We start from the raw sequence: 25,754 nt of genomic DNA, 5'->3' as shown, positions 1-25,754 counted from the left end.
ATGTTTGAGCAGATCCCTGATATGGCAGCGAAACGGGCGGAACTCTCGCCCAATTCAGTGGCGTTTCACGACACTGCATCAGAGCGTGATTGGAGCTTTGCCCAAATAAACAGCGCGGCCAATGCAGTTGCTGCCGGGCTAACAGGCCAGGGGCTTGTACAAGATGATCGGGTGGGCATTCTCTGCCAAAACTGTGCCGAGTTTTTCATCACCCTGTTTGCCTGCCAAAAGACAGGTATCATCCTGTGCCCCCTGAATTGGCGCCAACCCGCGTCCGAGTTGATAGAGACATTGGAGCAAGTTGGCGTCTCGCTTTTGCTCACGGATGCCGAATTCCAGGAGGTGGCGACCAAAACAGCAATTGGGGTCGGCGCACCGCTTTTGACGATAGAAACCGATCTTTCGGGTTGGATAAAGGCAGGTGGTCCGGATGTCGCAGATCCGATCCCATCTGATCGTCCGTGGTATCTCCTCTTTACCTCTGGCACGACGGGTCTGCCCAAATCGGTCATCCAAACCGCCGGAATGTCATGGGCGAACACCATTAACATAGGGCAAGCCATCGATGTCGCTTCGACCGACCGTACGGCATGCTTTTTACCCTTGTTCCATACGGCGGGGATCAACCTTTACACGCTTCCCGTTTTTCTGTCTGGCGGGACAACGACGATCTTGCCAAAGTTCGATCCGGAAGAGGTGCGCGACCTGCTGGCCTCGGGCCGGATCAACCAGTTTTTCGCCGTGCCAGCGGTCTATCAGGCGCTGTCGCTCGCCCCGTGGATTGACGACCTGGACTGGAGCAATATCCGCTGCGGGTGTGGTGGAGCACCACTCGCGGAACCTTTGATCCAGTTTTTTGCACAACGCGGTGTGAAAGTTCTGAACGGCATGGGCATGACGGAAACGGGCCCGACCGTGTTCCTTATGGATCCTGCTCACGCCGAGCAAAAGATCGGCTCGGTCGGCAAACCACAAAGCCTGACACAAGTACGACTGTGCGGTGTCCCTGATGGCACAAAGGGCGTCGGTGAATTGCAAATCAAAGGCCCCGGTGTGACACCGGGCTATTTCGGAAACCCGGAAGCAACCGCAAAGTCATTCAGTGCAGACGGTTGGCTCAAAACCGGTGACGTCGCGCGGCGTGATGCAGACGGGTACTATTTCATCGTCGACCGTATCAAGGACATGTATATCTCGGGTGGCGAAAACGTTTATCCTGCTGAAGTTGAAAGGGTTTTGCATTCACATCCCGCCATTCTCGAAGCAGCCGTTATTGGTGTGCATGACGAAAAGTGGGGCGAGGTTGGCGCTGCATTCATTCTGCCGCGACCCGAAGAAACGCTTGATGTTGAAAGCCTGCGTCCATGGTGTCGCGAGCGTTTGGCGGGGTACAAAGTCCCGGCCCATGTCAAACTGGTTCAAGACTTCTCACGCACTGCTGCGGGCAAAATCCGCAAGCCCGATCTGCTGGAGACATTTGGCAATGATTGATCTCCGGGAACGCTGGACACCGACGCAAACTGAATTTGACGCATTTGCGCAAGTGTCCGGTGATGACAACGCAATCCACGTGGACCCAGAGTTCTGCGCCAATACGGCCTTTGGACGGACAGTCTCTCACGGCATGCTGCTTTACACCAAGCTTTGGGGCATGCTGAAGCAACATGATCCTTCTTTGAACACGTCGTCGCAGAGTCTGATGTTCCCAAATCCGGCCTTTGCCGAAGAACCTCTGGATTTGTCCATCACACAAGATGGCCAAGGCCGCCTGAATATGCTCGTCGTTCGGGTTGACGGAGGCGCAGAGTGTTTGATCGGAAAGGCTGACGTACAATGCTGAAAGTAGGACAATCCGCACAAATCGCCCGAGGATACAGCGAAGAGGATATCTCTGCCTTCTCCGCGCTCAGTGGGGGCAAATCGCATGGCGTCCCTGAACCTTTGATCTCGGCTTTGTTCTCCTACCTCCTTGGTGTCGAACTACCAGGTTCTGGCACGAATTATCTGAAGCAAGACCTGCAGTTCAAGAAAGTGGCACCATTGAACACGCTGCTGACTGCGAAAGTGACGATTACCGAATTGCGCCGCGAAAAACACTTGGTTGATCTTTGGGCAATTTGTACGGCTCCCGATGGCACCGTGATTTGCGAAGGACGCAGTTTGGTGAAAGCAAAGGACGTGCCAGGAGCCTTTTGCACCCCGTCGTAGATCCGGATAGGCGTTCTCCCTATGGGTCGTTTGAAACTCACTTTCCAAAGAACGCCTTTACGTATGTCTGCTTTGATGGACAATGCCGACAGTCGCCGGGGTTTAAATGAAACTTCCTAGGCACTGATGAAATCGCTGCTGGGCGTTTCAAGATCCATGTGAGACGACGCCTCTACAAATGGTCGTGGCAACGCGCGCATTTGCCAATTGGTCTTCGTCAATCGAAAACAAGTCCTGTTCGAGAATGGCAATGTCCGCCATATATCCAGGCCGCAGACGACCCTTGCGATGCTCGTTGAACTCTATCCATGCATTGTCATGCGAATACGCGGACAGAGTGGCCGTAAGGCTTTGCCGGTTGTCCTGCCAGGGCGATGGCAGCTCAGTGCAGTTTACCGCGCCAGCAACCGTCATCATTGTATCGACCGGAACGACTGGCCAATCCGTTGAAAAACAAATTTTGGCACCGCTCTCGCGTATCTTGTTCCAGGCAAAGGCAAAAGGGATTTGCTCGGCCGTCAGAATGTCTCCGGCAGGATAGGGCGAAAACAATCCTCCGGCGGGTGAGTGCAGGGGCTGGAGAGAGGCAACGACGTCGAGGCCAGCGAGCCGCGGCAAATCCAAGGGGTCAATAAGCTCGATGTGTTCGATGCGGTGTCGGGAATCCCGGGCGCCATTGGCGTTGCGCGCTGCCTCGTAACCGTCCAGCGTGCGGCGAACGGCACCGTCGCCTATTGCGTGCGTGCTGAGTTGCAACCCCATTGCGTCAGCACGAATGCAGGCTTCGTTGAAGTGTTCGGCACTGAATACGGCATCCCCCAGGCTATCTGGCTTCCCAGGATAGGGCGCAAGCATCAGCGCCGTGTAGCTGTCCAGCACGCCATCCATGAACATCTTTACGCGACCGGACCAAACCATATCTGACGTAAAGCGACGGCGCATTTCATCGGCCTCTTCCAGTCGATCCAGAGAGTCGGTGTTCTTGAGGTGCATAGGCACCTGAACCCGTATCGGAAGACGACCCTCTGCCTCAAGTTCGCTGAGCAACTCAAGTTGATAGAAGTTGCCATCCATGTTGTGCAAGCCCGTGATCCCGTGGGATGCACAGTGGTTCAGGCCACGCAGGATGACTTCTTTGTCAAACGCGCGTTCCTTGGGCGTTGCTGGTGGTTCGGGATCTGCTCCGGTGACATAGCCCAGCAGATCGCGACCTCCCAGTTGCGACAGGCGGAGAACCGGGCCAAATGCCCCGGTTTCGTTCAGCTGACCTTGAGCAGTGCCATCCCCGGCCATCACGATTTCCGAACCTGGGGGTACAACGGCGCCGTTAAGAATGCCCGCCTTCTGCAAGGCGATTGTATTCGCCCAGACCGTGTGATGGTCCGCCGACATCAGCGCAACCGGACGCTCAGACAGAATGCGATCCAGATCTTGCCGAGTGGTTTTGACGCCTGGTCCGAGAATTTCGTAATCGGCCGCAACGCCCATCAGCAAAGGTTCATCTGGGTGCTCAGCAGCATAAGTCCGCAACGCCTTGGTCAGGGCATCAGCGCCCACCGTTTCGCGCAGATCCAACATACCCAACTCGGCCGCTCCGCCAAAAAGGTGGACATGGCTGTCAATGAAACCGGGCATGACGGTGCCGCCCGCGGCGTCGATGATTTTGGTCCCATTCCCGGCCTGCGAGCGAATGTCATCTGTGTCCCCAACAGCCACAATTGTGCCGTCTTGAATGGCCAGTGCCGTGGCCCTTGGCGTGGCGTCGTCAAAGGTTAGAAGAGAACCGTTGAGGATAATCAGATCAGGTGTTGGAGACATGCGACCTCGTTCGTTTGGGATGGGCTTTGACCTAACCAAGCACACGGCTGATAGCCTCGCAGGCGCGCACGGCGTCGTGGCTATAGGACTGGATTAGATAGTCAGGCCAGCTGGACAACTTGACGATAACGACGTCGGCAGTTTGGTCAATGAAGATCAGTTGACCAAAAACCCCACGCGCCATGAACATACCCCGACCGGGGTCGTGAACCCACCAGAACCTCCGATATGCCCCTTGGGGAGACAGCACGTCATACGGGTCTCCGTGCTTTGAGGGATCTGCGCCAGAACATATCCCCGAAACCCAGCTTGCTGGCACCACTTGTTGGCCCCCAACCTTGCCACCATCGGCCATCATCCGGCCAAACCGTGCATAGTCGCGCAGAGTTGCATTGAACCCGCCGTCCGCGAGAGCGGTCTTGGCGTCGTCCACGGTGAAAAAGCCGGAATGCGCGCAGCCAATTTTCTGCCAGATGCGATTGGACAAGAGCGAGGCAAGGTCCTCCCCGCTCACACGTTCCAAAGCCCAGGCAATGACATCGGTCTCGATTGAGCGATAAGAAAACGCCTGCCCGTGCGGTCTTTCTTGGCGCAGAGTGAGAATGACGTCCCGGATGGTCGGCTTGATTTCGCCCTTGCGAACAGGCCGCCAGCCCGACGCCACATCAACCCGTGTCATGTCGCTGCCCAGAAGGCCATAATCCTCGGTGAAACGCACGCCGGACAGCATATCAAGCGCCTGATCCACGGTGCATCCGGCATAGCCTGTCGCGGCAAGTTCCGGGACGATGTTTTCAAGCGGTTCCAAGAGGTCGAGCTTGCCCTCACCATGGAGCACACCGGCCAGAGAACCAATCAGGGACTTGGAGACAGATTGCCCCAAATGCGTAGCGTCTGGAGTGAAATCGTTGGCGTAAATCTCGGCAATTATCTGGTCACCCTTCAGCACCAGGAAACCATCTGTGTAGCTTTCAGTCAGCCAGGCCGCGACGGAAAGGTGGCCTTCGTCAAAAGTTTGAAACTCGATCTCCAACAGGTCGCGGTGTGCCTGTTTAAACTCTCGGGTATCCGGTCCTGGACGCACATCTACCGTGGGAAACAGGCTTCGCATGTTCTGGAAAGTCCAGCGATTGAACGGAGCAAGGTCCCAGTTCTCAAGCGAAGGACGCTTCTCAGGCGGGGGCGGGAAACCCTGCATGATGCCGATCTCACGCGCCGTCTTGGGCCTGGTGCCGGATTTGCTGTTGTGCATTTTCCACGCTCCCGCAGGGCGACCCAACAGGGGTCGCAGTCAGGTTAAGAAACTTGGGAAAGTGACGGCCCGACCAAGGACGGGCCGTCATTCAGGAGGCTTCGAGACTTATTGCTTAAGGCGGGTCCAAACCTTGTTGTAAAGGTCAACGACATCCTGATCGCAGGGCTTCACGAAGTCCGGAACCGGCGCATCGACGGGCATTACGATCTCGGGCGCGCTGAGCATTTCCGGGTCCATAAAGGCCTCCGACCCTTTGATACCGTTAGCATAGCGCGCAAAGTTCGAGGTCATCGCCGCGTTTTCAGGATCCATCATGAAGTTCACAAAGAGCTTTGCGTTTTCCATGTTGGGCGCGTCAGCAAGAACGGCAACGTTGTCCATCCAGCCAGTGAAGCCCTCTTTGGGATAGGCGTATTGCAGCGAGGGGCGATCCGCCCGAGCGCGCATAGCGGCGCCGTTCCAGCTTTGCGACAGGTCCACGTCTTTTGAGGTCAGTTTCTCGATCACTGCATAGTCCATGGTGCGCCAGTCGCCCTTGGCCTTGGCGAGAAGCGCCATCAGCTCTTTCATCTGTTCGGGGTTCGAGTTGCAGCGCGGATACCCCAGGTACCGCAGGCCGGCATTGATCACATCGTTCATGTCATTGAGCATGTTGATGCGACCTTTGAGTTCTTCAGGCGTGTCAAAGATCAGACCAAGCGTGTTGATGTCGCCGCTGTAGATTGCGCTGTCGACTGTAAAGCTGGTGGTACCCCACTGGTAGGGAACCGAATACTTGCGACCCGGATCCCAGTAGACATCGACCCAGTTCGGATCCATGTTCTTGAAGTTCTCCATTTCGGACGCGTTGATCTCGGCCAGCAAACCTTCGCCAACCATGATCGCGATCATGTAGTCGCCTGGCACAACGACGTCATAGCCGGTGTTACCTTCCTTGACCTTGGCCAACATGGTTTCATTGCTGTCGTAACCATCCAGAGTGACTTCGACACCATACTGGGCTTCGAATTTCTCGATCATCTCGGGGTTTGTGTAGTTGCCCCAGTTGTAGATGTTCAGCTTGCCTTCGGCATGCGCCCCCATCGCGCTGAGAGCCAGGGTGGAAACAGCTGCGGCTTTGAGTAGTGAGTGCTTCATTTTGTCCTCCGTTGAGATTGATTGTGTCCCGAAGCGGTTCGGGCTTCTTGTTATTTTCGTTTGCGTTGCAGAAAGAAGGTGAGTGTGACCATGGCCACGGTCAGCCCGATCAGGATTGTCGAAATGGCGTTGACCTCTGGCGTTACACCACGCCGGATCTGGCCGAGGATGTAGATGGGCAAAGTTGTTTCGCCCGGGCCAGCCACCAGAAGCGTGATGATCACGTCATCAAGCGATACGACAAAGGCCAGCATTGCTCCTGCCATGACTCCGGGCATCAAGAGCGGCAGCGTCACATGGCGGAACGTCTGCCAAGGCGTTGCGTACAAGTCGGCGGCTGCCGCCTCATAGGTCACGGACATATCTGATAAACGTGCCCGGATCGGCATGTAGGCAAAGGGCACACAAAAAACCGTGTGGGCGAGGATCAGCCAGCCGATCCCAGTTACACCCGTGAGCTGGCGCAGGATCGAAAAGAAGGCCAGCGTGGCAATCGCCGTGACAATCTCGGGGATCATCAGGGGTTGGTTAATGAGCGCGATGGCCGCAGAGCGGCCGCGATAGACGCCCCCGCGCGTTGTTGCCAGTGCCGCCATGGTGGCAATGATGGTGGAAAACACGGTTGCCGTGAACGCAACCTGAATAGAGATCATCGCCGAACGCCGGATGTCGTCGTTTTCCAAGGCTGCCGCGTACCAGCGCAAGCTGAACTCTGTCCACCGCACAACGGAGCGGTTGTCGTTGAACGAGAACACGACCAGTACGGCAATTGGTGCGTAGAGGAACAACAGAACCAGCCAGGACATGCCAGTAAACAGGGGTTGCCTGCGCAACTCGCGAGAACCAGTCGACGGGCGGAAGATCGACAACAGTTTATCCATGTCCACCCTCCTTCGAAGCACCTGCCCGCAAGCTGACAAGGAGCGCGATCAAAACAATTGCCATCAGGATCAGTGCTGCAGCGGCCCCAAAGGGCCAATTGCGCCCCGACCCGAATTGCAAGGCAATCAGGTTGCCGATCATCAGTTTCTTGCCACCACCTAACAGTTCCGGCGTGATGTAGGCCCCAAGCGCCGGGATCAGGACCAGCACGCAGCCTGCAACTATGCCTGGACGGGTTATCGGGATGATGATGTGACGGAACACCTGCGTGCGTGTCGCAAAGAGATCATGTCCGGCCTCAAGCAGCGAAAAATCGAATTTCTCCAGCGACGCATAGATCGGGAGGATCATGAATGGCAGGTAGCTGTAGACCAGCCCGGCCAGTACCGCACCGTCGGTGTACAACATCTCAAGCGGTTCGCTGATCAGGCCGATTTTCATCAGCATCAAGTTCACAAAGCCCTCGTCCCGTACGATCAGAAGCATCGAGTAGGTACGGATCAAGAGGTTGGTCCAGAACGGCAGTGTGATGGCGAAGAGCCAGAAATTGCGTTGCTCCGGTGGACGGGCCGCGATGAAGTAAGCCACGGGAAACCCGAGGATCAGGGTTCCAATCATCGTGGTGATGGCGAGACCAAAGGAGCGCCCAAAGATTTGCAGATAGGCGCTGTTGAAGGCCAGCGTGTCATCGAAGATGTCGCGTTCAAACAGGAACTGCACATAAGCGTCGTAAGAGAACACCCATTCAACGCCGCCATAGGTCCCGGGCTCAAGAAACGAGTAGACCAGTGCAATCGAGAGCGGGAACAGACCAAAGATACCAATGATCCCAAGCGCCGGGGCTAGCAATAAGAGCCGCGTTCTGCGTCTTTGGCGCGCGCGTTCCTCCTGGGCCGCGCGCAATCTCGTTGCGGCGTCCGGCTGAGAGATATTTGCAGCAACACCCATCAGTCTTCCAGCACGTGCAGCATGGAGGTGTCACATTCGAGACCAACCCGCGATCCGACTGGGCGCGGGGTGGAAACCTGGACATGAACGCTGACGCCATCTTCCAGCCGCACAAGCATCTGTGACCCGGCCCCGAAATAAGTGCTGTCCACGACCTCACCTCGCAAGAGCGCCGTCTCCGCACTCTCATCAACCACGCGGATGGTTTCAGGGCGCAGAGCCACATGCACGGGGCCGGGTGCGAGCGAGGTGCTGGCTGTATGAACCGCGAGTGGTGTGCCCTCGCCAAACTGGATTTTTGCGGCATCTCCGTCAAAGCCAAGCAAAGTCGCATTTACGATATTGGTGTCGCCAATAAAGTCTGCGACGAACCTGCTTCGCGGAGCTGTGTAAATCTCTTCCGGTGTGCCAACCTGGCGTACCGAGCCCGCTGACATCACTGCGATCTGATCCGACATTGCCAGCGCTTCACCTTGGTCATGGGTGACAAAGACAAAGGTAATGCCTGTCTCATGCTGCAGCCGCTTCAACTCGCTCTGCATCCCTTTGCGAAGCTTCAGGTCCAGGGCCGACAGTGGCTCATCCAGAAGAAGAACCTTGGGGCGCGGCGCCAGCGCGCGCGCCAAAGCCACGCGTTGCTGTTGACCGCCTGACAACTGATCTACGCGGCGCGTTGCAAACTCTCCGAGCTGTACCAGATCCAGCATCTCGTTGATGGTGCCGTCGATTTCGGCCTTGGGCCTCTTCAGCATCTCTAGGCCAAACCCAACGTTGCGGGCCACGCTCATGTGCGGAAACAACGCATAGCTCTGGAACACTGTATTCACGGGGCGGTCGTTTGGAGCCAAATGTCCGATCGACTGGCCATCCAGTGCAATTTCGCCTTCGGTCGGAAGCTCGAATCCGGCAATCAGCCGCAAAAGCGTCGTCTTGCCACAACCTGACGGGCCCAAAAGCGTGAAAAAACTTCCTTCGGGAATTGTCAGCGACACGTCTCCCAGAGCCGTTACGGCCGCTTGGCCTTGGCCAAAGCGTTTTGTCACATTCCTTACGTCGATCATGGTCTGATCCAGACACCTGCACTTGTTGGTATGCAGAATCAGCTTAGAGCCAGGAGGCCGAACCTGTGAATACCTCCAAAGGGCGGGGTGATTTATACCCCCAAAGGGGTAGGCCTAGTCGTTGGTCGAATGCAAAAACACCGAAAACAGGGCAGATTGAGAGGATATGCCCAGCTTCCGGTAGATGTTTTTGCGATGCACTTTGATTGTCGCCGGGGAAACACCCAACAAAAGCGCTATGGACCGCGTCGAGTGCCCGCGCAAAAGGAATTGCACCACCTCGATCTCTCGCTGTGTCAAACCCTTGCATACCTTGTCGATGACCCCGTCGAAATCGACCTCGCTCTTTTCGAGCTGGCCTGACGAGGGGCTACGATGGAAGTGCTGCTCGCATAGCGCCGATATGATCGGATGCAGTTCTGTAAGCTTTTTGACATCCCGCCGCGTAAACCGGGTTGCTCCCTCCGAAGGGCCAAGGGAAAGAAACAATGTGCCGTTTGCTATCGTAACGAACACTCCGATTTCATCCTTCAGAAACAGGGTTTTGTAGTAGATGCGAAAGTAATCGGAATTGGCAAACCTGTCCGGCGCAACGTCTCTAAGTACCATCACGGGTTCATGGCGTTCACCGATGAAACGAACAACAAATGGGTCCAACAACCAAGCGCGATCCAGCCATCGGTCAACAACGACCGAGCGGCGTTCCGCACGTACATTGTCATAGACATGTTCGGGCGCTTTTCCGGCGTTCAGAAGGCTGACGAACGCGCCCTTGAACGAAGCTGCTCCGCGCATCAAGTTCAACAACTCCGGCATGAAGTTGGACGTTCCTACGGCCCTGATAGCGACGGCTACGTCTTCCGCGAAAGTTGGTTTTTCGGACTTTCCCAAGTATCCCATCTAGCTCCGAGGCGGTTCCAAACCAATGTGGCCAGCTGTATTTGACTTGGCAACCCTTACACACTGCAACCACCCCGGAAGTGCGCCTTTCCGCATGAATTTGCTGGGTCAAGGCTCGAAACCTATCTCAAGTCGCGTCGCATTTCGGCATTTTGGCGTCCTGTGTGTTTACTCGCAGTCGGGAGTTGGCTGTGCAGCACGCGTGTCTCCACAATTGTAAATTTCTTTGAGAACAATGGCGAAGAAGGTGATCACGACCAACGCCAAGAGCACTCAGGGCGAGCGTTTCGACATCAGTGCCGTCGAGTGCCCAAGAGCGCGCTGAACGTTGCCTGTGAGCGCCCCAGCCTATTTTTCTGCAGCTCTCCATACGCCGACCCACGGTCGCAGGCGACGTACTGTCAGGGCAAGCGCCCCGACCAACACGGTGCACATCAAGTTTTTGGAAAGTGTTCCCATCGTACCTTCGATCATGATCACATGGGCCACAGTTCCTGAAACGACAGCGATTGCGGATGAGGTGTGTGCAAGGCGCCAGACCTGTGGGCGAAACCGTAGTTTCCCACGAAATCCGGCCAAGAAGGCCGAAGTGACCAGTGCCCACATCGCCACAACTCCAAAAACCGAGAATGCTGTGGGTGCACGGAAAGTCATCGCATCGACCATGTCGGGCGGGCTGGTAATCCAAAGGCCAGAAACATGCACAGTGACTGCGAGCAACAATGCCACACCGACGCAGCGATGCATTCGTCGCTCGGATGACATCGATAGCCCTGGGAGATATCCGGAGGCGAGTAAAGGTTGAAACAACAGCAATACCAGTGCCATCACTCCAGCAAAGCCGGCCACAACATAGACGGCACCGCGGTATTGCAAGTACTCGCTCCCTGCTGTTTCTATGACCGCCGCCACAACGATGCCTGCAAGTGCAAGCCAGACCAGTATTGCTCGAAAAACAATCACCTTTAGGCAGGTTGCAGCACAAAATGTGCGCTGAGACTCTTATCCCGCGAACTTGCCATAACAGGGCGAAGAAACACCGTTTTGAACTCGCCACTATCATAGGCCAGGTGCCCATGCGGCTGTCCGAATGCCGGTACAATTTGCGGCATTTCGAGTTGGAAGACACCCTTCGCGTTGGTAAGGGTCGCTCCGTGGCTCCAAGGGTCCCGTTCATGCCCCTCGGTCGTGTGCGCCCAGATCTGGATACGTATACCTTCGAGCGGCGCGCCGTCATCCGCGCGATGTACGCTGCCAGACATCAAAAAGCCGCCGCCACCGATGCGCTCAACGATGGGGGCGCGAGGCAGGTAATTGTTTGACCCACCTCGCATTGATTTTGTTGGAGCCAGGGCTTGGGCGCGGACGGGAGACAACTGGCCTGTCCCAGTTAATAGCGCTGTGGTTGCGGCCATTGTGACAAAGCTGCGGCGGCCAATTGGTACTTGGGTCATAGGTAGGCATCCCATTAATCAACTCGCTTCAATATAGGCTGATATAGTAAAAGCCGAGTCATTACATCGAGAATGCCGCGCGCCTCGCGCACTGAGCGCCCATCGGAAATAGCGCAGTCTCATTAGCTGAGTCTAGGTAGGCTCCAGCCTCATTGAATTTCAGAGCCCGAAGATGACTGCGGCAGCGAGCGCGATGGCTGATAGGAACACCTTCGGACATCTGTCGTAGCGTGTTGCGACGCGGTGAGCCTCCCCAACTGAACTGGTCCCCCGCTATGTTTAGGAAACGAAGGACCGAGAATGGCAAACAAGCGACCGAAGCCCGAGGAGATTGTCTCGAAGTTACGGCAGGTTGAAGTATTGATGGGGCAAGGCATGCCTCGTCTGGATGCGATCAGACAGATTGGCGTTGTTGAACAGACCTATTCCCCCTGGCGCAAGCACGGAGCCTTGTTGCGCCATTGGTCCGAGCGACAATGGCGACGGGTGGAATGGGCGTTGATCAGTTGAAGGAATAGAAGCGACTACAGAAGGAGAACGATCGGCTGAGACGAGCTGTATCGGACCTGAGGCTCGACAAGTTGACCCTCACGGAAGCAGCAAAGGGAAACTTCTGAGCCCCGCTCGTCGTCGTGCTTGCATCGACTTCGTCCGCAGCCAGGTCAAAGTGTCTGAGCGCCGGGCCTGCCGTGTGCTGGGGCAACGTCGCTCGACACAGAGACATGTCCCGAGAGGCTGCGCCGATCAAGGTCGGTGAGTTGCCGACATGATTGAACTGGCCAGGCAGTATGTCCTGATCCACGATCAAGCTGGCGGTGGCGGTGTTCCACTGGTCGTAAAGGGGTTCGACCGTGATCAGCATCTGTTCAATCTTTTGGCCCATCCCCAGAAGTTCGCGCGCCGCACTGTCAATGGCACGTTGAGGGCGGTCCAGCAAAGCCGGATCAAGGGCGCTGGCGACCTCCAGTCCGCCGGGTTGGTCGGGTCTTTCAGGTATGAAAAATGACACCACGGCAGTAATCGGCCCCACGAATGGAAGCGCCACGAGCGCTAAGCCTACGTTAAACGCAAGGTGCAAATTAATAGCTTGCCGAGCGGGCGTCGTACCGAGCCCGGTCAACAGTTCTGGCATCGCAACGATCAAGAGGAGGACCAGTGCAGCACCGCCACCTCGTAGGATCAGATTGGCCATAATCATCCGTCGCGACGCGATCGGTGCAGAATAAGTAAGAACGAATGCGATAAACCCGCCGCCGAGGTTGGCCCCAAGGATCATGGCGGCGGCAGCAGGGGTTGGAAGGATGGATTGCCCTGCCAGTGTGACAAACAGCAAAACTGCCGCGACGCTTGAATGGACGCCCCATGCAAACACAGCGCCAATCACGAAAGCGGTTAGCAGATCGCTGCCCAGATAGGCCATGATGGCCTGCGTGCCAGGGTGGGATATCATCGGTTCGGTGGCACCCCGGATCATGTCCAGCGACACAAAGATCAGGGCAAGCCCGATCAAAATTCGGCCAATCTGCCGCGTGTTGCTGCCTTCGCCGCGCAGAAACACGGTGACCCCGATCACCAGCAGTAGCGGGATCAGGAGGGGCTGACGCACCATCAAAAGCTGCGTAACCACAGCTGATCCGACATCGGCCCCCAATAGGATCGCCAGCCCTGTCGCTGTCGCCAGCCCGCCCTTTGAGACAAAATTGGACACCAGAACAGCAACCGCAGTCGCGCTTTGCAGCAGCACCGCAGCACCCATCCCAGTCCCGGCCGCCAGCAATCGGTTCTTGGCGGAATGACGCAACCAGCTGCGCATGGGGGCGGCAAACCCACGCTCGACGCCAGTGCGCACAAGGCGCACGGCCCAAATCAACAGGGCCGCGGCGCCTGCGATTTGTATCACGATTTGAAGGGCGTGCGGTTCACTCACCGGTCCTGCTCTCCTGCTCTTCAGTCAATCTTGAAGGGAAAGGGACCGGCACCGTCATTTGGGCCGATGCGGATCGACTGAAAACCCCCATCCCATCGGTGCAGCAGACATCCGTCCTCCTGAGTGTGAAACCCAACCGGCGCATCGGGGCGCCTGTCATAGGCAAAGGTGCTGTTGGGCGATGGTGCGGAGACCGCGACCTGGCCTGCAACAGTATGGATCATCATGGCGTGGATATGCCCGCAGACAATCCGAAGCTCACCTGCATAGCCGCCAACGGCATCTGCGAAATCCTGTTGATTGGTCAAGCCGATGTCATCCATGAACCTGATCCCGCATGAAAAAGGCGGGTGATGCAACGCCAGCAAGACCGGGGCGCCATCCGCGCGGACCAATGCGTCCCGCAGAAAGGTCAGGGTCTCAACGGTCAGGGTTCCGTGCTTTTGCCCTTCGACCAATGTGTCTAGACCGATAAGACAAATCTCTCCGGTCCTATGGTCCCAGTTGATGGGACCCGCGCCCGGAATCTGATCAGCAAAGGCTGCACGCATCGGCGCTCGTGCATCATGATTACCGGGGATGACATGCAGCGGCACTTCAAGGGGGGTGATCAGCGTTTTGAAGTGGTCATAGCTTTGCGCGCTGCCATCATCGCTGAGATCACCGCTGACAAGGACTGCATCCAGCACCCCGATCTGGTGACGGATTGCACCGATCCGGGCGACTAGGCGATCCAGGGCATCTGCAGTGTCGAGCCGACCCGCGACAAGCCCACCAGGTGCCACGATATGCGTGTCGGAGATTTGTAGGATTGTTGTCATTTGATCCCTGCGCGCAGGAAGGCCTGGACGAATTGACGTTGGAAGATCAGAAAAGCGATCAGCAATGGCGCGACGGACATCAGTGTAGCGGCCGAAATGACGCTGATATCAACGCCGTTTTCTGGCGCGCCAAAGATTGACAGACCAACCGTCAGGGGGCGTGTTTCAGGAGAATTGGTGACGATCAATGGCCACAGAAAATTGTTCCAATGGGTTGAAACGGACACCAGCGCGTAGGCCAGATATGTTGGTTTTGCCAAGGGCACATAGACTCGCCAAAGAATGCCCAGCAATCCACAGCCTTCAATCCGCGCGGCCTCGTGCAGCTCAATCGGGACCCCTTTGAAGGCTTGGCGCATAAGGAATATCCCAAACGCGCTGGCCATGTAGGGCATGCCGACGCCAAGGATCGTATCGAATAGCCCAAGCCGCGAGATCATCGCATAGTTTTCCACGATCAGGACTTCGGGCAGGATGAAAAGCTGCATCAGCACCAAAATGAAGACGAAGTCCTTTCCGGGGAACTGCAACTGCGCAAAGGCAAAGCCCGCCAGTGTGGTCAGAAAGAACTGTCCAATCAGGATCACGGTCACCAACATGAAGGTGTTGATAAAATACTTCAGCCATGGCGCCCCCGCCCAAGCGACGCGAAAGTTATCCAAGGTCCAAGGCGAGAACACGTTCAGATTGACCGCATCTGACGTGGAATGTGTCGCGGCCCAAAAGGCGAACAGCAGGGGGGAAATCCAGATGATTGCCAAAAGGATCGCGCCAAAGCTGTCCATGAATTTGGTCAAGCTCTTCATTGGTAATGCGTCCTTTTGTCAAGGTAGAGAAACTGCACAGCCGCGACGATCCCCAACACACCGATGACCATCATCGTCATAGCCGCCGCACTTGGCGCATCAAAGAAGGCAAAGGCCATCTCGTAAATGTAATAGAGGATGAGTTTGGAGGCATCTGACGGCCCCCCTTTGGTCAGGATGAACAGATGGTCGATCAGCTTGACCGAGTTGATCATGGCGTTCACAGCAATGAACAGCGTCGTCGGCATCAACAGAGGCAACACGATGCGGCGCGTATAGGTCCAGCGGCTGGCCCCTTCGATATCAGCGGCTTCCTTAAGGTCTGCCGGGATCGTCTGCAGCGCGGCGAGGTAGAAGATCATGAAAAACCCCGCCTCTTTCCAGATCGTCACAATGATGATGGCCCAAAGCGCCGTTTCCGGCTGGCCCAGCCAGTTCACGGACGGCAAGCCGAACAGGCTGCCGATTTGGTCCAGCACCCCAAGGCCGGGGGTATAGAAGAAAAGCCATAGATTTGCAGCAGCGATCATCGGCAGAACGGTTGGCGTGAAATAGGCAGTGCGCACAAAGCCACGGGCGCGGATTTTCCCATTGGCCCAAAGCGCCATCGACAGCGCGATAAAGATCGACACCGGGATTGTGATGCCTGCATAAAGCAGGTTGTTCTTGACCACGATCCAGAAGGTCGGATCGGCAAATAGCTCGGCGTAGTTTTCGGTGCCTACGAATTCGGTGGGTTTGCGGCGGGTGCCGCGGGAAAACAGGCTCGACCAAAGGGTCGCGACCGACGGATAGAACGCAAACAGCGTCAGCAGAACAGCGGCAGGCGACAGCAAGAGCCAGCCATAAATGGCCTGTCTGCGGCGTTCAAGATTGGCGTGGGCTGACATGGCGCGTCTCCGCTGCGTGACAAAAGATGGGCCGGCACAAACAGCGCGCCGACCCTAATGGTATCGTTATTGGTAGTCTTTGAGCAGGCGCACAGCGGCGGCTTGTGCCTCGGCCAGCGCTTCAGCTGGTTCTTTCGCTCCGGTCAAAGCTGATTGGATCGCATTGTTCAGACCATCACGCACGCGGGCTGTCTCGAAGGTCGAGAATTCAGCCACAGCGTTTTCCAGCTGGTTGCGCGCCACCAAGGCAGGTGGGAATTCAGCCGTGTAGGCCTTCAACGCATCTGTCTCGTAGGCAGCGGATGACACGCCCATGTAGCCTGTGCCGATGGACCATGCTGCGGCCTGTTCGGGCGAGGTCATGAATTGCATCAGCTTGAGTGCTGCGGCGCGTTCTTCGTCTGTTGTGTCTTTGAACAGGTAAAAGTTGCCGCCACCCGTGGGGGAGCCTTTGCGCACATTGGCGGGCAGTTCGGCCACCCCAAAGTCAAAGCTTGCGCCTTTTTTTACCGCAGTCAGGTTGCCGGTTGAATGCCACATCATTGCGGTTTGGCCTTCAAGGAATGCCTGACGCAGTGTACCCCATTCAACTGTGCCTGTCGGCATGATGCCATGTTCGGCCGAAAGCGATTTCCAGAACTCCAGAGTTTCCACAACGGTTGGGTCGTCGAAATAAGTGGTCAGACCATCGTTGGACATGACCTCTTTGCCATTCTGGATCGCAAGAGCCTGGAACATCCAATAAGGATATCCGGTGGAGGGGATCATCAGGCCGTAAGTGTCGCCCTGGGTCAGGGTTTTGCCCATCGAGATCATTTCGTCCCAAGTCGTGGGCGGTGCTTCCGGGTCCAGACCTGCGGCGCGGAACAAGTCCTTGTTGTAATAGGCCACGATAGTTGAGCGCTGGAACGGGATGCCCCATGTCTGGCCTTCGATCTTACCATTGGCCATGAGCGCGGGATAGAATCCGTCCAGCCATTCTTTGTCCGCGTCCGTTGTTGCGACCTCCTCGAACGGGATAACCAATTCCTGTTCGATCAGGTCATAGGCATCGATGGAAAACATCACCGCCAATTGGGCAGGCTCTCCAGAGGCAAGTGCGGACAAGGCACGCACGCGCGTGTCATCGTAGTTGCCCGAATAGATCGCGTTCACCTTGATGTCAGGGTTTGCGGCTTCAAAGTCGGCAACTATGCTGTCCACCACTTCGGTCAATGCACCCCCGACAGCAATCGGGTAATACATCGTCAGTTCGGTTTCAGCACTTGCTGGTACGGCAAGACCAACGGCCATAGCCGTCGCCAGACCCAATCCTGTTGTCGAAAATAGTTTCATCTCTCTCTCCCATTGTTTTCGTTCATTGTCGTGTCGGCAAGTGGTTTTCACCCCGCCAGTCGTTGGCCCGCAGCGTCGAAGACGTGCAGATTTTCGTCGTGAAAGGAAATGTCGATCTCGTTGCCTTCGGCCATCATCGAAAGACCCGGCTTAAGCACGCAGAGCCCCGCAGCGCCCGCGTGATCCAGACCAATCAGTGTCTCCGCGCCCAGAAATTCACTTTCATTGACAGTGCAGCGCATCCGTCCTTCGCCCTTTGGCACAATCTGGATGTTCTCGGCTCTGATCCCGATTGTCTTGTCGTCGCCAAACCCGTCCAAAACGGACGACTGCAGCAATGCCATCGGCGGCGCGCCGACAAATTCGGCGACAAAGGTGTTGTTGGGCCTGCTGTACAAGTCCTCGGGCGAACCAACCTGCTGGATATGCCCGTCCTTCATCAGCACAACCGTGTCGGCCATACTCATCGCTTCTGTCTGGTCGTGGGTCACATAGACGACCGTGATGCCCAGATCTCGTTGCAATTTCTTGATGTCCTTGCGCACGGCGTTGCGCAGCTTGGCATCAAGATTGGACAGCGGTTCATCCATCAAGCAAAGGCGTTGCCCCGCCACGATGGCGCGGGCCAGGGCGACACGCTGGCGCTGACCACCCGACAATTCGCCGGGCTTGCGATCTTCAAGACCGAGCAGGCCGGTGATTTCCAAAGCACGGTGCAGCTTTTCCAGCCGCTCCTTCTTTGGGACGCGCCGGACCTTGAGGCCAAACATGACATTTTCGGCAACCGACAGATGAGGAAAAAGCGCGTAGGACTGGAACACCATCGACAGGTTTCGGTCCGATGCAGCACTTGTCGTCACGTCCTTGCCGTCGATCAGAATCTTACCCTCGTCGGGCAATTCCAGCCCCGCCAACAGGCGCAGCGTGGTAGACTTCCCGCACCCGGACGGGCCCAGAAGTGCGGTGAAGCTGCCCTCGGGAATATCCAGCTTGATGCCTTCAACGCCCAATTGGCCGTTCCAGCGCTTTGCCACGCCGTCGAGCTTCACAAACGGTGTTGTTGTCATGTTGCATGTCCTTCAGCCACAAGCAGGCGATCTTTGATATTGTCCAGCAAAGGCGCAAACTGCGCCCCCGGCCGTCGGTCGATGATGATCCGGTCCATGTCCGCAATATTGCCGCCCAATGCAGGGGCTTGCCGCCCGAACTTTGACCCGTCGATGACCAGAAGAGATTGTTTGGCATTCTCACAAATCTTTTGTGTCGCGCTTACTTCGGTTGTGTGAAATTCCAGCAACCCGCCGTCTTCCGCGATCCCGGCAGCACCAAACACAGCAAAATCCGCTCGGAAACGCCCAAAAAAGTCCAGGACTTCATTGCCCAGAATGTCACGATCCGGCAAACGCACCTCACCACCGGGCAGGATGATCCGGTTCGAGACTTCCTCGCTCAGCGCCATTGCGGCACTCAGGTTGTTCGTGATGACGGTCAGTCCCTTCCGGCGTCGTAATGCCTGTGCAACGCTCAGCGGCGTCGAGCCGATGGAAACGAACAAGGTGGAACCGTCAGGGATCAGCTCTGCAGTGGCCTCGCCGATAGCGCGCTTACCCATCAGGTTCGTGCCAGCACGTTGATCGAAGGGTGTATTGAGAAATTCTTCGCTCAGTTCGATGCGGCCATGGACGCGGTGCAGCATGTCGCCCTCACATAGGGTATCCACATCGCGCCGGATCGTCTGCATGGAAACATCAAACCGGTCAGCAAGTGAACCAACGGTCACAGCACCCTGTTCAAGAACCAAAGCCGAGATCGCCTCGCGCCGTCTTTGTTTTTTTGATGACATCCCACCCCCACATCCTTGCGTCTCTCGCAACGTTAATCCGCAAAAAGCAACAAAACAACATTTTGTTCCACGACCCGGCCTATGCACTCGAATATTTTGATCGGAAAATTATGAAAATAGGGGTACAGGCTGTCAGTGGCTCTCAAAAAATGTTGTTTTGTTGTTTTACCTTTCGCTTATGGAATTTTTCTTTAAGGTAATCCCCAAGTGCGCGATCAGAAGACGAAATGGGGAAGCATGCTGACAACGCAGTCGATTTTTGATCGTTACGAGGAAGTGCGGGCACGGTTTCCGAACGTCATCGCCCGCGAAGCCTCGCTTGGGATCACGTCATTGCTGGACATTGCCGATCAGGTCGATGCCTTTGTTTTTGACGCGTTTGGCGTATTGAACGTGGGCGAAACGATGATCCCCGGTGCAGATATGCGGCTGGATCAGCTGCGGGCAAGGGGCTGCGCCATCCGCATCCTTACCAATGCCGCCAGCTACGACCGAGAGGGTGCAAGCGCCAAATTCAAACGTCTTGGATTGCGTGTCGAGGACGACGAAATCATCACCAGCCGGGAAGCCGCCCTTCAAAACCTGGGCGAAGGCCATTGGGGTGTTATCGCCGCCGACACGGATCAGCTGAACGACCTGCCCGGCAACGTGACGCGCCTGAAAGACAACGCCGACGACTATGACACAGTCAAACAATTCCTGTTTCTGTCGACAGCTGACTGGACCACCTCGCGTCAAGATTTGTTGGTGTCAGCGATGCAGCAGCGCCCGCGAAAAGTATTGATCGCAAACGCAGATCTGGCCGCGCCTCGCGACAACGGATTTTCCATTGAACCAGGGCACTATGGCCACCAGATCGCTGACCAATTCCCAGGCTATGTACATTTCTTTGGAAAGCCTTTCCCAGAAGTTTATGATCTGATCGAGGCGTCACTGGGATCGCTGACCCCTGAGCGGATTGCCATGTGCGGCGATACTCTCCATACGGATATTCTGGGTGCCGCGGCACGTGGGTGGCGCACTGTACTGGTCACGCAAGATGGTTTGTTTGCGGGCTACGATACGCAGCCATTTTCAAAGCAAGCGCACCTTTTTGCAGATTGGCGCCTCAGCCGAATCTGATCGAGTGGATTTCAAGATGTTTGTGAGTTGAAGATTGGGTTTGTTGATGAGTTCTCGCCTCTCCAGACGGGCAATGGCAGCAAAGAGATTCATATGGTCACTTTCAAATCGTCTTCTGCCAAAGTCGCAAAACGAAAATTAACCTCTGGCGTAACTAAGCAGGGGTTGGTTTGGTCCGCAAATTAGCCTTGAGTGTATTGTTCTTACTGCGGCTCGCATGAATGCCCGGTTTTTCTGCCGCTCCGCGGCGTAGAAAATTGCGCATTTGCAGCAATATTCGTGCTGCGAGCACATGCGACGGGAATACCGAAATCACACAATGGGCTCACACACGCCATTCGCAGCACTCGCGAGCGTCAAATCCGCCCGAAGGTCTGCCAAGCGGGACAAGGCCGACCTTCGAATTTCGACCAAGGCTCAACGGTCTGGCAAGTTACCGCTGACACGTATAGCCTACCGCAAACGACCAAATGAACCTCAAGGTAGGTTGTATCCGGCATGGAGAATGACACAACACGGGATAGTCTTCTGACCGAACTGCACCGTGGTCTTCGACGCGAAGAAGCGACCCGGACCATCCTCCAAGTCATTCAAAAGTCTCGCGATGACGAAGGACCTGTGTTCGAAGCCATCCTCACACAGGCGGCGGTGTTATGTGAGGCAAGCCAAGCCTCTCTGCAACTCGCCAACACAGAGCGCACACAGTTCGAAATAGCCGCCTACTGGGGGTTTGAGGAAACAGCCTTCAACGTCGGGGGAACAGCGCCCTTAGACAGCGGCAGGCCGATTCCAGAAGCTATTCGATCTGGTCTTACCGTCAACATTGCCGATCTGAGCGAAACCGATTTCTATCGCAAAAAAGACCCCATCATCAGCCATGTAGTTGATGTTGAAGGAGTACGTTCTTGGCTAGTGGTGCCATTGCTTTCCGGACCGCAGGCGATTGGTGCGATAGCACTCAGCCGCAAAGAAGTAAGGCCGTTCATCGAAACCGAAATCCATTTGGTCGAGAGCTTCGCAGCTCAGGCGGTCATTGCCATTGAGAATGGGCGCCAGTTTCGGGAAGTAAGAACTCGGCTGGAACGGGAGCAGGCTTCGGCAGAAATTCTTAAGATCATTAGCCAGTCTAGGGACAACGAGCAGCCGGTTCTGGATGCTATCGTGTCAAACGCCGGACACCTCACCAACGCCCATCTCGCCGGGATCAGTTTGGTCAATTCAGAAGGCACCCATTTGGCGTATGCAGCGGCATTCGGCCCGATGTCGGAGCACTTCCCCAAGGGTACGGAGTTTGACCTGACCGGACAGTTGCAGATTGCGGTAACGGTTCGAGAGTCCCGCACGATTCAAACGCCCGATATGGCAAATGATCCACTGTACTTTGAAGGTGATCCAGTGCGGCGCAAGATCGTCGATGAGGTCGGGATCCGCACCTTTTTGACTATACCGCTGGTAAAGAACGCAATTGCATTCGGATGCCTGAATCTAAGCCGCAGAGAGGTTCGCCCTTTCACGACGGATGAAATTCGAATGGTCGAAACCTTTGCGGCGCAGGCGGTCATCGCGATAGAAAACGTTCGCCAATTCCGTGCATTAGAAACACTCAATGCCGAGCTTGAGGACAGGGTTAAGGACCAGGTGGGCGAGATCGAACGCATGGGCAAGCTCAAGCGTTTTCTACCTGCCGCCGTCGCGGACACCGTAATCTCATCCGGCTCCGAAAAGATGTTGGCGAGCCACCGCGCACTACTAGGGGTACTGTTCTGTGACATCCGTGGTTTCACAGCTTTCTGCGAGATCGCCGAACCGGAAGAAACCATCGAGGTGTTGCAAACCTATCACGAGGAAATGGGCAAGTTGATCAACGCCCATGGCGCGGGTGTTGATCATCGCATGGGCGATGGAATCATGGTGCTGTTCAACGATCCGATCCCTTGCTCGGATCCAGCCGGAGATGCTGTCCGACTTGCTGTCGCGATGCGCTCTCGCATGGATGAGTTGGCAAAACACTGGAAGCGTATGGGATTCCGACTGGGGTTTGGGGTCGGCGTGTCGCTGGGCTATGCCACCGTTGGCATGGTGGGTTACGAAGGGCGGTCCGAGTACACTGCATCAGGCACAGCGATCAACGTCGCTTCGCGTCTTTGCGAACTGGCTGAGGACGGCGAAATCCTACTGAGTACACGAGCTGCCGTTGCCGTGGAGGACGACTGTCCTTCGATCTCTTCTGGCGAGTTCACGCTCAAGGGCATACGCGAACCCATCGAGGTATTCAGGTTGGACCGCAGAGAAAACTCGTAGTGGGAAGTCTCTGACGAGAGCAAGCGTTGTATTTGGTACTTTGGGCTCTCACCTGACCTTCTCCGCAGGTGCACGCGAGTTTGTTATCTTGAGTTGCTAAAGTCTGGTTGGCGCTGTGGTGGATCGTGGTGGATGGGAGGAACCATCATGACCATTGCAAACTTACCTGCTATTCGAGCCTGCTGCCCTGCATCGAACAAAGGCCGCATCGTCGGACAAAAACGCCCGCTGATCGCCGAGAACCACCGTGATCTGGCTTTGTTCGACCTTGCCATCGACAGCAAGCTTCGCGGGTGTGACCTAGTAAAGCTGAAGGTTGCCGACATCTACGCCTCTGGCCAGGTCAAGGAACGGGCTTCGATTATCCAAAGCAAAACGCAGCGATCTGTGGGGTTTGAAATCACCGAGGGCACGCGCAAATCTATTCTGCGATGGATGGAGGAGCCGCTGATGGTTGGTTCGGAATACCTGTGGCCCGGACGTTTTCACGAACGGTTGCACATTTCGACCCGTCAATACGCACGCTTGGTTCGCGATTGGGTCAAATCCATCGGGCTTGATCCAACATCATTTGGCACGCATTCGATGCGGAGAACCAAGGTCGCGCACATCTATCGCAAGACTGGAAATTTGCGAGCGGTGCAGCTTTTGCTCGGCCACACGAAGATGGATAGCACCGTTCGATATCTTGGTGTCGAGCTCGAAGACGCGTTGACTATTTCGGAACCCGTTGAAACCTAACCACAAGGGCCGTCTTCACGGACGGCCCACACCTGCCGTTGGCCAGATGTCCATGCGCTGCGTTGCAGCTTCCCCGAACCAGCCGTTCGACACATTGTGCAGCATTTTTGTTGACCAGAAGGCAGCACTGCGGACAAAGCTACCCTACCTTTCCTTTCAATAGATGTCCGCTTGTGAGGCGCGGTTTGATTTGACTCCGCTCTCTTATTGGAGGAGCGTTGTAGGAATGACAAAGCAGGCAGGATGGTACGATGACTGAAATAGCCGTACGTTTGGCCCTTGATGACAGCGAAATTGAAGATGTCCGTGCGCTCTGCGAAGAGTGGTTGGATTGGCATTGGAAAGCCTATCCCAACGATTGGCCGACCGAAGGCAATCCGATGGACCCTCAGAAATTCCAAATGATCCTAAAGGACCTGCCGGAACTGCACGCAAGGCCGCGCGGCGGTATCATCATTGCTTCAGTGGACGGAAAACCTGCCGGTTGCGTGATGTACAACGAGGCTGAAGCGGGTACAGCAGAATTCAACCGAATGTTCGTGAGCGAAGGTGGCAGGGGTCATGGTCTGGGTCGGCTCATGCTGGAGAGAATGTTCGAACAGATGATTTCGGATGGCTATAAAAAGGTGGTCTTCTCGTCGGCGAAATTTCTGACCCACGCAAGAGCAATGTATGATAGCGCCGGTTTTGTAGATATGCCGCACCCCCAAGGCTTCCCTGACGCGTGGCGTAACTATGTTTACTTCATGGAGCGGGCTCTCTAGCCGTCGGAGTGAAAGCTATGCCCGGTCCCCTCGGGTCGCCCGACATAACAGTCATTCGCTACCTCACAGAAAATTGTTGGTCGGGGCTCGAAGCCGCCTTGCGGCAGTGCAGAGATGAACCGAGTTTGCTGCACACTTAGATGTCTGCTTCGGTTGAGAAACCTGACCACCTCGCGGTTGCAGCTAAGGTCCGGTGTCCGCCCATTTTTGCTGCCGTCCCAACAAAATGTTAACTTTTCAGACTTGCACTTGCACACCCTGATAGGCGCTGTGCGGCCGGAATTTCATGCCGGGTACCCCTCTTTGGGTCCCTCCGGTAGCCCTTTCCAATCTGGCAAAAAGTACTCGTTCTCTTACCGATTGATAACATCATGATCAGATCCAGCGAATCCGCTTTTTTCCGACCCATTAGGAAAGAAGGTGCCCCCCCATGCGAGATGGTGGGGGCAGGGGAATGCTCGATTTCGGTTGTTGCAATATGGTGGATTCCGTGGTTATGGCTTGCGATCCAGCCACTATTCGGTGGATATGGGCCTCAGTGTCACAGCACCGGACGTGTCGAAACAGATCAGACGAAGAGGACCAGTTGGAACCAGATCGTATTTCGCTCCTGAATGTTGCTCGTTCCTTGATCGATGATAGGCCGTTTGAATGCGACGTTGTCCTACCCCTCCCGAGCAATAAGTTCATCGAAGCCACCGATGTGCTGAAATCCCTTTTGTCGGCACTGAGTAGAGGAGAACTCGAAGCGAAGGGCGAGTTTGCTCGCGTTCGGCTGGATCACCCTGAAGCGGACCACACGACCGGGAATCCTAAACTGGTCGAGCTTTCGATGAAGTTCCGGGGCAACGAGGGGAGTGTTCTCGGTATTGGGGCTGAGCAGGAACCATCGAAGATTCCGGCTTCGGCATGATGGCATGACGGCGCAATCTGGGAGCAGTCGACTCTTTGGGTTGCTCACCGCGACGACTTTGGTGAGCAACGTTGGCGTCGACTCAAGATACAGCCCTCGGTCCCATTCATGCCTGAGCGCCCTTACGAATTCGAAGAGCTAATCTGCTTCCAAGAGGTTTCGCTTGCTGTGCAGGACGTCCGACGTTGGGCTGACGCCCATAATACCGAGACCTCTAAGAAGACGATACGTAATGAACGTGGTGCCGGTCGGAAGTCTGCCGAAGATTGGCTGGAGGTCGAGAAATACCTGCGGAATGCAATCGAACACGGCAGGGTTTGGTCTAATTTTTTGATATTAAATGTGAAAATTTGAAATTACTCAGACCCCATCGTTAATCAACTATGGAGTCTGAAATGACACTCGGTTCTGAGAACCACACCCACCTGGAATCCACCGTCAGCACGTCGGCGCTCGCAAGTACCCTCGGCGGTGGTGTTGACATCGTAACGACAGCCAAATGGAATGATGCCACCATCTATGGCGACATCCATTCCGAAAAAGCCCAGAAGGTACTAGACAGCGAGCTGGTTACCGGCTTCTCTACTCGTGCACCAAGAGTTGCGGGGGACAAGTGAATCCAGAAGAG

At 55.8% G+C, this 25,754-nt stretch carries 24 protein-coding genes and 3 pseudogenes; 10 read left to right on the top strand and 17 right to left on the bottom strand.

The annotated features are described in order from the left end of the window. The 3 genes from TRM7615_RS19925 to TRM7615_RS19915 are packed head-to-tail and all read left to right on the top strand — an operon-like array spanning position 1 to position 2,208. Positions 1 to 1,491, top strand: coding sequence for an AMP-binding protein (locus TRM7615_RS19925; RefSeq protein WP_108790997.1), 1,491 nt, complete (start codon positions 1 to 3; stop codon positions 1,489 to 1,491). After that, positions 1,484 to 1,840 (top strand): MaoC family dehydratase, encoded by a 357-nt coding sequence (locus tag TRM7615_RS19920; RefSeq protein ID WP_108790995.1) that lies wholly within the window; start codon positions 1,484 to 1,486, stop codon positions 1,838 to 1,840. Before TRM7615_RS19925 ends, TRM7615_RS19920 begins: the two co-directional genes overlap by 8 nt. Beyond that, positions 1,834 to 2,208, top strand: a complete 375-nt coding sequence (locus TRM7615_RS19915) for a hotdog family protein (RefSeq protein WP_108790993.1) — start codon at positions 1,834 to 1,836, stop codon at positions 2,206 to 2,208. The genes TRM7615_RS19920 and TRM7615_RS19915 overlap by 7 nt, the downstream gene beginning before the upstream one ends. 147 nt (positions 2,209 to 2,355) lie before the next feature. Here the strand turns inward: TRM7615_RS19915 and TRM7615_RS19910 are convergent, their stop codons facing one another. From TRM7615_RS19910 to TRM7615_RS19865, 10 genes and pseudogenes are all read right to left on the bottom strand, one after another. Continuing rightward, a complete protein-coding gene (locus tag TRM7615_RS19910) occupies positions 2,356 to 4,026 on the bottom strand; it encodes an amidohydrolase (protein WP_108790991.1) in 1,671 nt (556 codons plus the stop codon). A 31-nt stretch (positions 4,027 to 4,057) separates the two neighbouring features. Further along, positions 4,058 to 5,278, bottom strand: coding sequence for a serine hydrolase domain-containing protein (locus tag TRM7615_RS19905; protein WP_108790989.1), 1,221 nt, complete (start codon positions 5,276 to 5,278; stop codon positions 4,058 to 4,060). Positions 5,279 to 5,386: 108 nt separating this feature from the next. Then, positions 5,387 to 6,418 carry an ABC transporter substrate-binding protein gene (locus tag TRM7615_RS19900; RefSeq protein WP_108790987.1) on the bottom strand — a complete coding sequence of 344 codons (1,032 nt, stop codon included), beginning with the start codon at positions 6,416 to 6,418 and terminating at the stop codon, positions 5,387 to 5,389. Positions 6,419 to 6,468: 50 nt separating this feature from the next. After that, on the bottom strand, positions 6,469 to 7,299 hold the full coding sequence (locus TRM7615_RS19895; protein WP_108790985.1) for an ABC transporter permease: 831 nt from the start codon (positions 7,297 to 7,299) through the stop codon (positions 6,469 to 6,471). After that, complete coding sequence (locus TRM7615_RS19890; RefSeq protein ID WP_108790983.1) at positions 7,292 to 8,248, bottom strand: ABC transporter permease; 957 nt, start codon at positions 8,246 to 8,248, stop codon at positions 7,292 to 7,294. The genes TRM7615_RS19895 and TRM7615_RS19890 overlap by 8 nt, the downstream gene beginning before the upstream one ends. Beyond that, positions 8,248 to 9,309, bottom strand: a complete 1,062-nt coding sequence (locus tag TRM7615_RS19885) for an ABC transporter ATP-binding protein (protein ID WP_108790981.1) — start codon at positions 9,307 to 9,309, stop codon at positions 8,248 to 8,250. Before TRM7615_RS19885 ends, TRM7615_RS19890 begins: the two co-directional genes overlap by 1 nt. Before the next feature lie 114 nt (positions 9,310 to 9,423). After that, positions 9,424 to 10,125, bottom strand: coding sequence for a helix-turn-helix transcriptional regulator (locus TRM7615_RS19880; protein ID WP_165821483.1), 702 nt, complete (start codon positions 10,123 to 10,125; stop codon positions 9,424 to 9,426). Between the two features lie 432 nt (positions 10,126 to 10,557). Continuing rightward, entirely contained in the window at positions 10,558 to 11,172 is a 615-nt protein-coding gene (locus TRM7615_RS19875; RefSeq protein ID WP_108790977.1) for a ferric reductase-like transmembrane domain-containing protein, read from the bottom strand. Positions 11,173 to 11,174: 2 nt separating this feature from the next. Continuing rightward, the gene (locus tag TRM7615_RS19870) at positions 11,175 to 11,663 is read right to left on the bottom strand and encodes a twin-arginine translocation pathway signal (RefSeq protein ID WP_108790975.1); all 489 of its coding nucleotides are present in this window, start codon (positions 11,661 to 11,663) and stop codon (positions 11,175 to 11,177) included. Positions 11,664 to 11,822: 159 nt separating this feature from the next. Beyond that, positions 11,823 to 11,906: pseudogene (locus TRM7615_RS19865) on the bottom strand (IS5/IS1182 family transposase); the annotation flags it as partial. 57 nt (positions 11,907 to 11,963) lie between these two features. Between TRM7615_RS19865 and TRM7615_RS19860 the strand changes: the two are divergent. Continuing rightward, a pseudogene (locus TRM7615_RS19860) lies at positions 11,964 to 12,417 on the top strand (IS3 family transposase); the annotation flags it as partial. 267 nt (positions 12,418 to 12,684) lie between these two features. Here the strand turns inward: TRM7615_RS19860 and TRM7615_RS19855 are convergent. The 7 genes and pseudogenes from TRM7615_RS19855 to TRM7615_RS19825 form a co-directional block, all read right to left on the bottom strand. Continuing rightward, a pseudogene (locus tag TRM7615_RS19855) lies at positions 12,685 to 13,563 on the bottom strand (Na/Pi cotransporter family protein); the annotation flags it as partial. Between the two features lie 47 nt (positions 13,564 to 13,610). Continuing rightward, positions 13,611 to 14,411 (bottom strand): phosphodiesterase, encoded by an 801-nt coding sequence (locus TRM7615_RS19850; RefSeq protein ID WP_108790972.1) that lies wholly within the window; start codon positions 14,409 to 14,411, stop codon positions 13,611 to 13,613. After that, the gene (locus tag TRM7615_RS19845; RefSeq protein WP_108790970.1) at positions 14,408 to 15,217 is read right to left on the bottom strand and encodes a carbohydrate ABC transporter permease; all 810 of its coding nucleotides are present in this window, start codon (positions 15,215 to 15,217) and stop codon (positions 14,408 to 14,410) included. The genes TRM7615_RS19850 and TRM7615_RS19845 overlap by 4 nt, the downstream gene beginning before the upstream one ends. Then, on the bottom strand, positions 15,214 to 16,107 hold the full coding sequence (locus tag TRM7615_RS19840) for a carbohydrate ABC transporter permease (RefSeq protein ID WP_108790968.1): 894 nt from the start codon (positions 16,105 to 16,107) through the stop codon (positions 15,214 to 15,216). Before TRM7615_RS19840 ends, TRM7615_RS19845 begins: the two co-directional genes overlap by 4 nt. Before the next feature lie 66 nt (positions 16,108 to 16,173). Then, positions 16,174 to 17,442, bottom strand: coding sequence for an ABC transporter substrate-binding protein (locus TRM7615_RS19835; protein ID WP_108790966.1), 1,269 nt, complete (start codon positions 17,440 to 17,442; stop codon positions 16,174 to 16,176). 47 nt (positions 17,443 to 17,489) lie between these two features. Further along, positions 17,490 to 18,509 carry an ABC transporter ATP-binding protein gene (locus TRM7615_RS19830; protein ID WP_108790964.1) on the bottom strand — a complete coding sequence of 340 codons (1,020 nt, stop codon included), beginning with the start codon at positions 18,507 to 18,509 and terminating at the stop codon, positions 17,490 to 17,492. After that, positions 18,506 to 19,285, bottom strand: coding sequence for a DeoR/GlpR family DNA-binding transcription regulator (locus TRM7615_RS19825; protein ID WP_108790962.1), 780 nt, complete (start codon positions 19,283 to 19,285; stop codon positions 18,506 to 18,508). Before TRM7615_RS19825 ends, TRM7615_RS19830 begins: the two co-directional genes overlap by 4 nt. A gap of 237 nt (positions 19,286 to 19,522) precedes the next feature. Between TRM7615_RS19825 and TRM7615_RS19820 the strand changes: the two genes are divergently transcribed. From TRM7615_RS19820 to TRM7615_RS19790, 6 genes are all read left to right on the top strand, one after another. Further along, positions 19,523 to 20,407, top strand: a complete 885-nt coding sequence (locus tag TRM7615_RS19820; RefSeq protein ID WP_108790960.1) for an HAD-IIA family hydrolase — start codon at positions 19,523 to 19,525, stop codon at positions 20,405 to 20,407. 498 nt (positions 20,408 to 20,905) lie between these two features. Beyond that, positions 20,906 to 22,708, top strand: a complete 1,803-nt coding sequence (locus TRM7615_RS19815) for a GAF domain-containing protein (protein WP_108790958.1) — start codon at positions 20,906 to 20,908, stop codon at positions 22,706 to 22,708. A gap of 147 nt (positions 22,709 to 22,855) precedes the next feature. Further along, positions 22,856 to 23,449 carry a tyrosine-type recombinase/integrase gene (locus TRM7615_RS19810; protein ID WP_108790956.1) on the top strand — a complete coding sequence of 198 codons (594 nt, stop codon included), beginning with the start codon at positions 22,856 to 22,858 and terminating at the stop codon, positions 23,447 to 23,449. Between the two features lie 251 nt (positions 23,450 to 23,700). Beyond that, positions 23,701 to 24,213 (top strand): GNAT family N-acetyltransferase, encoded by a 513-nt coding sequence (locus TRM7615_RS19805; protein ID WP_108790954.1) that lies wholly within the window; start codon positions 23,701 to 23,703, stop codon positions 24,211 to 24,213. A 586-nt stretch (positions 24,214 to 24,799) separates the two neighbouring features. Continuing rightward, positions 24,800 to 25,126: a hypothetical protein gene (locus tag TRM7615_RS19800; protein WP_125133717.1), complete on the top strand. Its 327-nt coding sequence runs from the start codon at positions 24,800 to 24,802 to the stop codon at positions 25,124 to 25,126. Positions 25,127 to 25,521: 395 nt separating this feature from the next. Further along, a complete protein-coding gene (locus TRM7615_RS19790; RefSeq protein WP_125133716.1) occupies positions 25,522 to 25,743 on the top strand; it encodes a hypothetical protein in 222 nt (73 codons plus the stop codon). The last annotated feature ends 11 nt before the right edge of the window (positions 25,744 to 25,754 follow it).

This window comes from Falsiruegeria mediterranea M17 (assembly GCF_900302455.1).
Taxonomy (GTDB): domain Bacteria; phylum Pseudomonadota; class Alphaproteobacteria; order Rhodobacterales; family Rhodobacteraceae; genus Falsiruegeria; species Falsiruegeria mediterranea.
This window is presented reverse-complemented; position numbering and strand designations above follow the sequence as displayed.

Coding starts and splice junctions, on each gene's coding strand:
- TRM7615_RS19840 (WP_108790968.1), bottom strand. CDS start 16,107: ATGTCAGCCCACGCCAATCTTGAACGCCGCAGACAGGCCATTTATGGC.
- TRM7615_RS19810 (WP_108790956.1), top strand. CDS start 22,856: ATGACCATTGCAAACTTACCTGCTATTCGAGCCTGCTGCCCTGCATCG.
- TRM7615_RS19915 (WP_108790993.1), top strand. CDS start 1,834: ATGCTGAAAGTAGGACAATCCGCACAAATCGCCCGAGGATACAGCGAA.
- TRM7615_RS19845 (WP_108790970.1), bottom strand. CDS start 15,217: ATGAAGAGCTTGACCAAATTCATGGACAGCTTTGGCGCGATCCTTTTG.
- TRM7615_RS19830 (WP_108790964.1), bottom strand. CDS start 18,509: ATGACAACAACACCGTTTGTGAAGCTCGACGGCGTGGCAAAGCGCTGG.
- TRM7615_RS19850 (WP_108790972.1), bottom strand. CDS start 14,411: ATGACAACAATCCTACAAATCTCCGACACGCATATCGTGGCACCTGGT.
- TRM7615_RS19825 (WP_108790962.1), bottom strand. CDS start 19,285: ATGTCATCAAAAAAACAAAGACGGCGCGAGGCGATCTCGGCTTTGGTT.
- TRM7615_RS19820 (WP_108790960.1), top strand. CDS start 19,523: ATGCTGACAACGCAGTCGATTTTTGATCGTTACGAGGAAGTGCGGGCA.
- TRM7615_RS19900 (WP_108790987.1), bottom strand. CDS start 6,418: ATGAAGCACTCACTACTCAAAGCCGCAGCTGTTTCCACCCTGGCTCTC.
- TRM7615_RS19925 (WP_108790997.1), top strand. CDS start 1: ATGTTTGAGCAGATCCCTGATATGGCAGCGAAACGGGCGGAACTCTCG.
- TRM7615_RS19885 (WP_108790981.1), bottom strand. CDS start 9,309: ATGATCGACGTAAGGAATGTGACAAAACGCTTTGGCCAAGGCCAAGCG.
- TRM7615_RS19790 (WP_125133716.1), top strand. CDS start 25,522: ATGACACTCGGTTCTGAGAACCACACCCACCTGGAATCCACCGTCAGC.
- TRM7615_RS19910 (WP_108790991.1), bottom strand. CDS start 4,026: ATGTCTCCAACACCTGATCTGATTATCCTCAACGGTTCTCTTCTAACC.
- TRM7615_RS19835 (WP_108790966.1), bottom strand. CDS start 17,442: ATGAAACTATTTTCGACAACAGGATTGGGTCTGGCGACGGCTATGGCC.
- TRM7615_RS19870 (WP_108790975.1), bottom strand. CDS start 11,663: ATGACCCAAGTACCAATTGGCCGCCGCAGCTTTGTCACAATGGCCGCA.
- TRM7615_RS19920 (WP_108790995.1), top strand. CDS start 1,484: ATGATTGATCTCCGGGAACGCTGGACACCGACGCAAACTGAATTTGAC.
- TRM7615_RS19815 (WP_108790958.1), top strand. CDS start 20,906: ATGGAGAATGACACAACACGGGATAGTCTTCTGACCGAACTGCACCGT.
- TRM7615_RS19905 (WP_108790989.1), bottom strand. CDS start 5,278: ATGCACAACAGCAAATCCGGCACCAGGCCCAAGACGGCGCGTGAGATC.
- TRM7615_RS19805 (WP_108790954.1), top strand. CDS start 23,701: ATGACTGAAATAGCCGTACGTTTGGCCCTTGATGACAGCGAAATTGAA.
- TRM7615_RS19890 (WP_108790983.1), bottom strand. CDS start 8,248: ATGGGTGTTGCTGCAAATATCTCTCAGCCGGACGCCGCAACGAGATTG.
- TRM7615_RS19895 (WP_108790985.1), bottom strand. CDS start 7,299: ATGGATAAACTGTTGTCGATCTTCCGCCCGTCGACTGGTTCTCGCGAG.
- TRM7615_RS19880 (WP_165821483.1), bottom strand. CDS start 10,125: ATGCCGGAGTTGTTGAACTTGATGCGCGGAGCAGCTTCGTTCAAGGGC.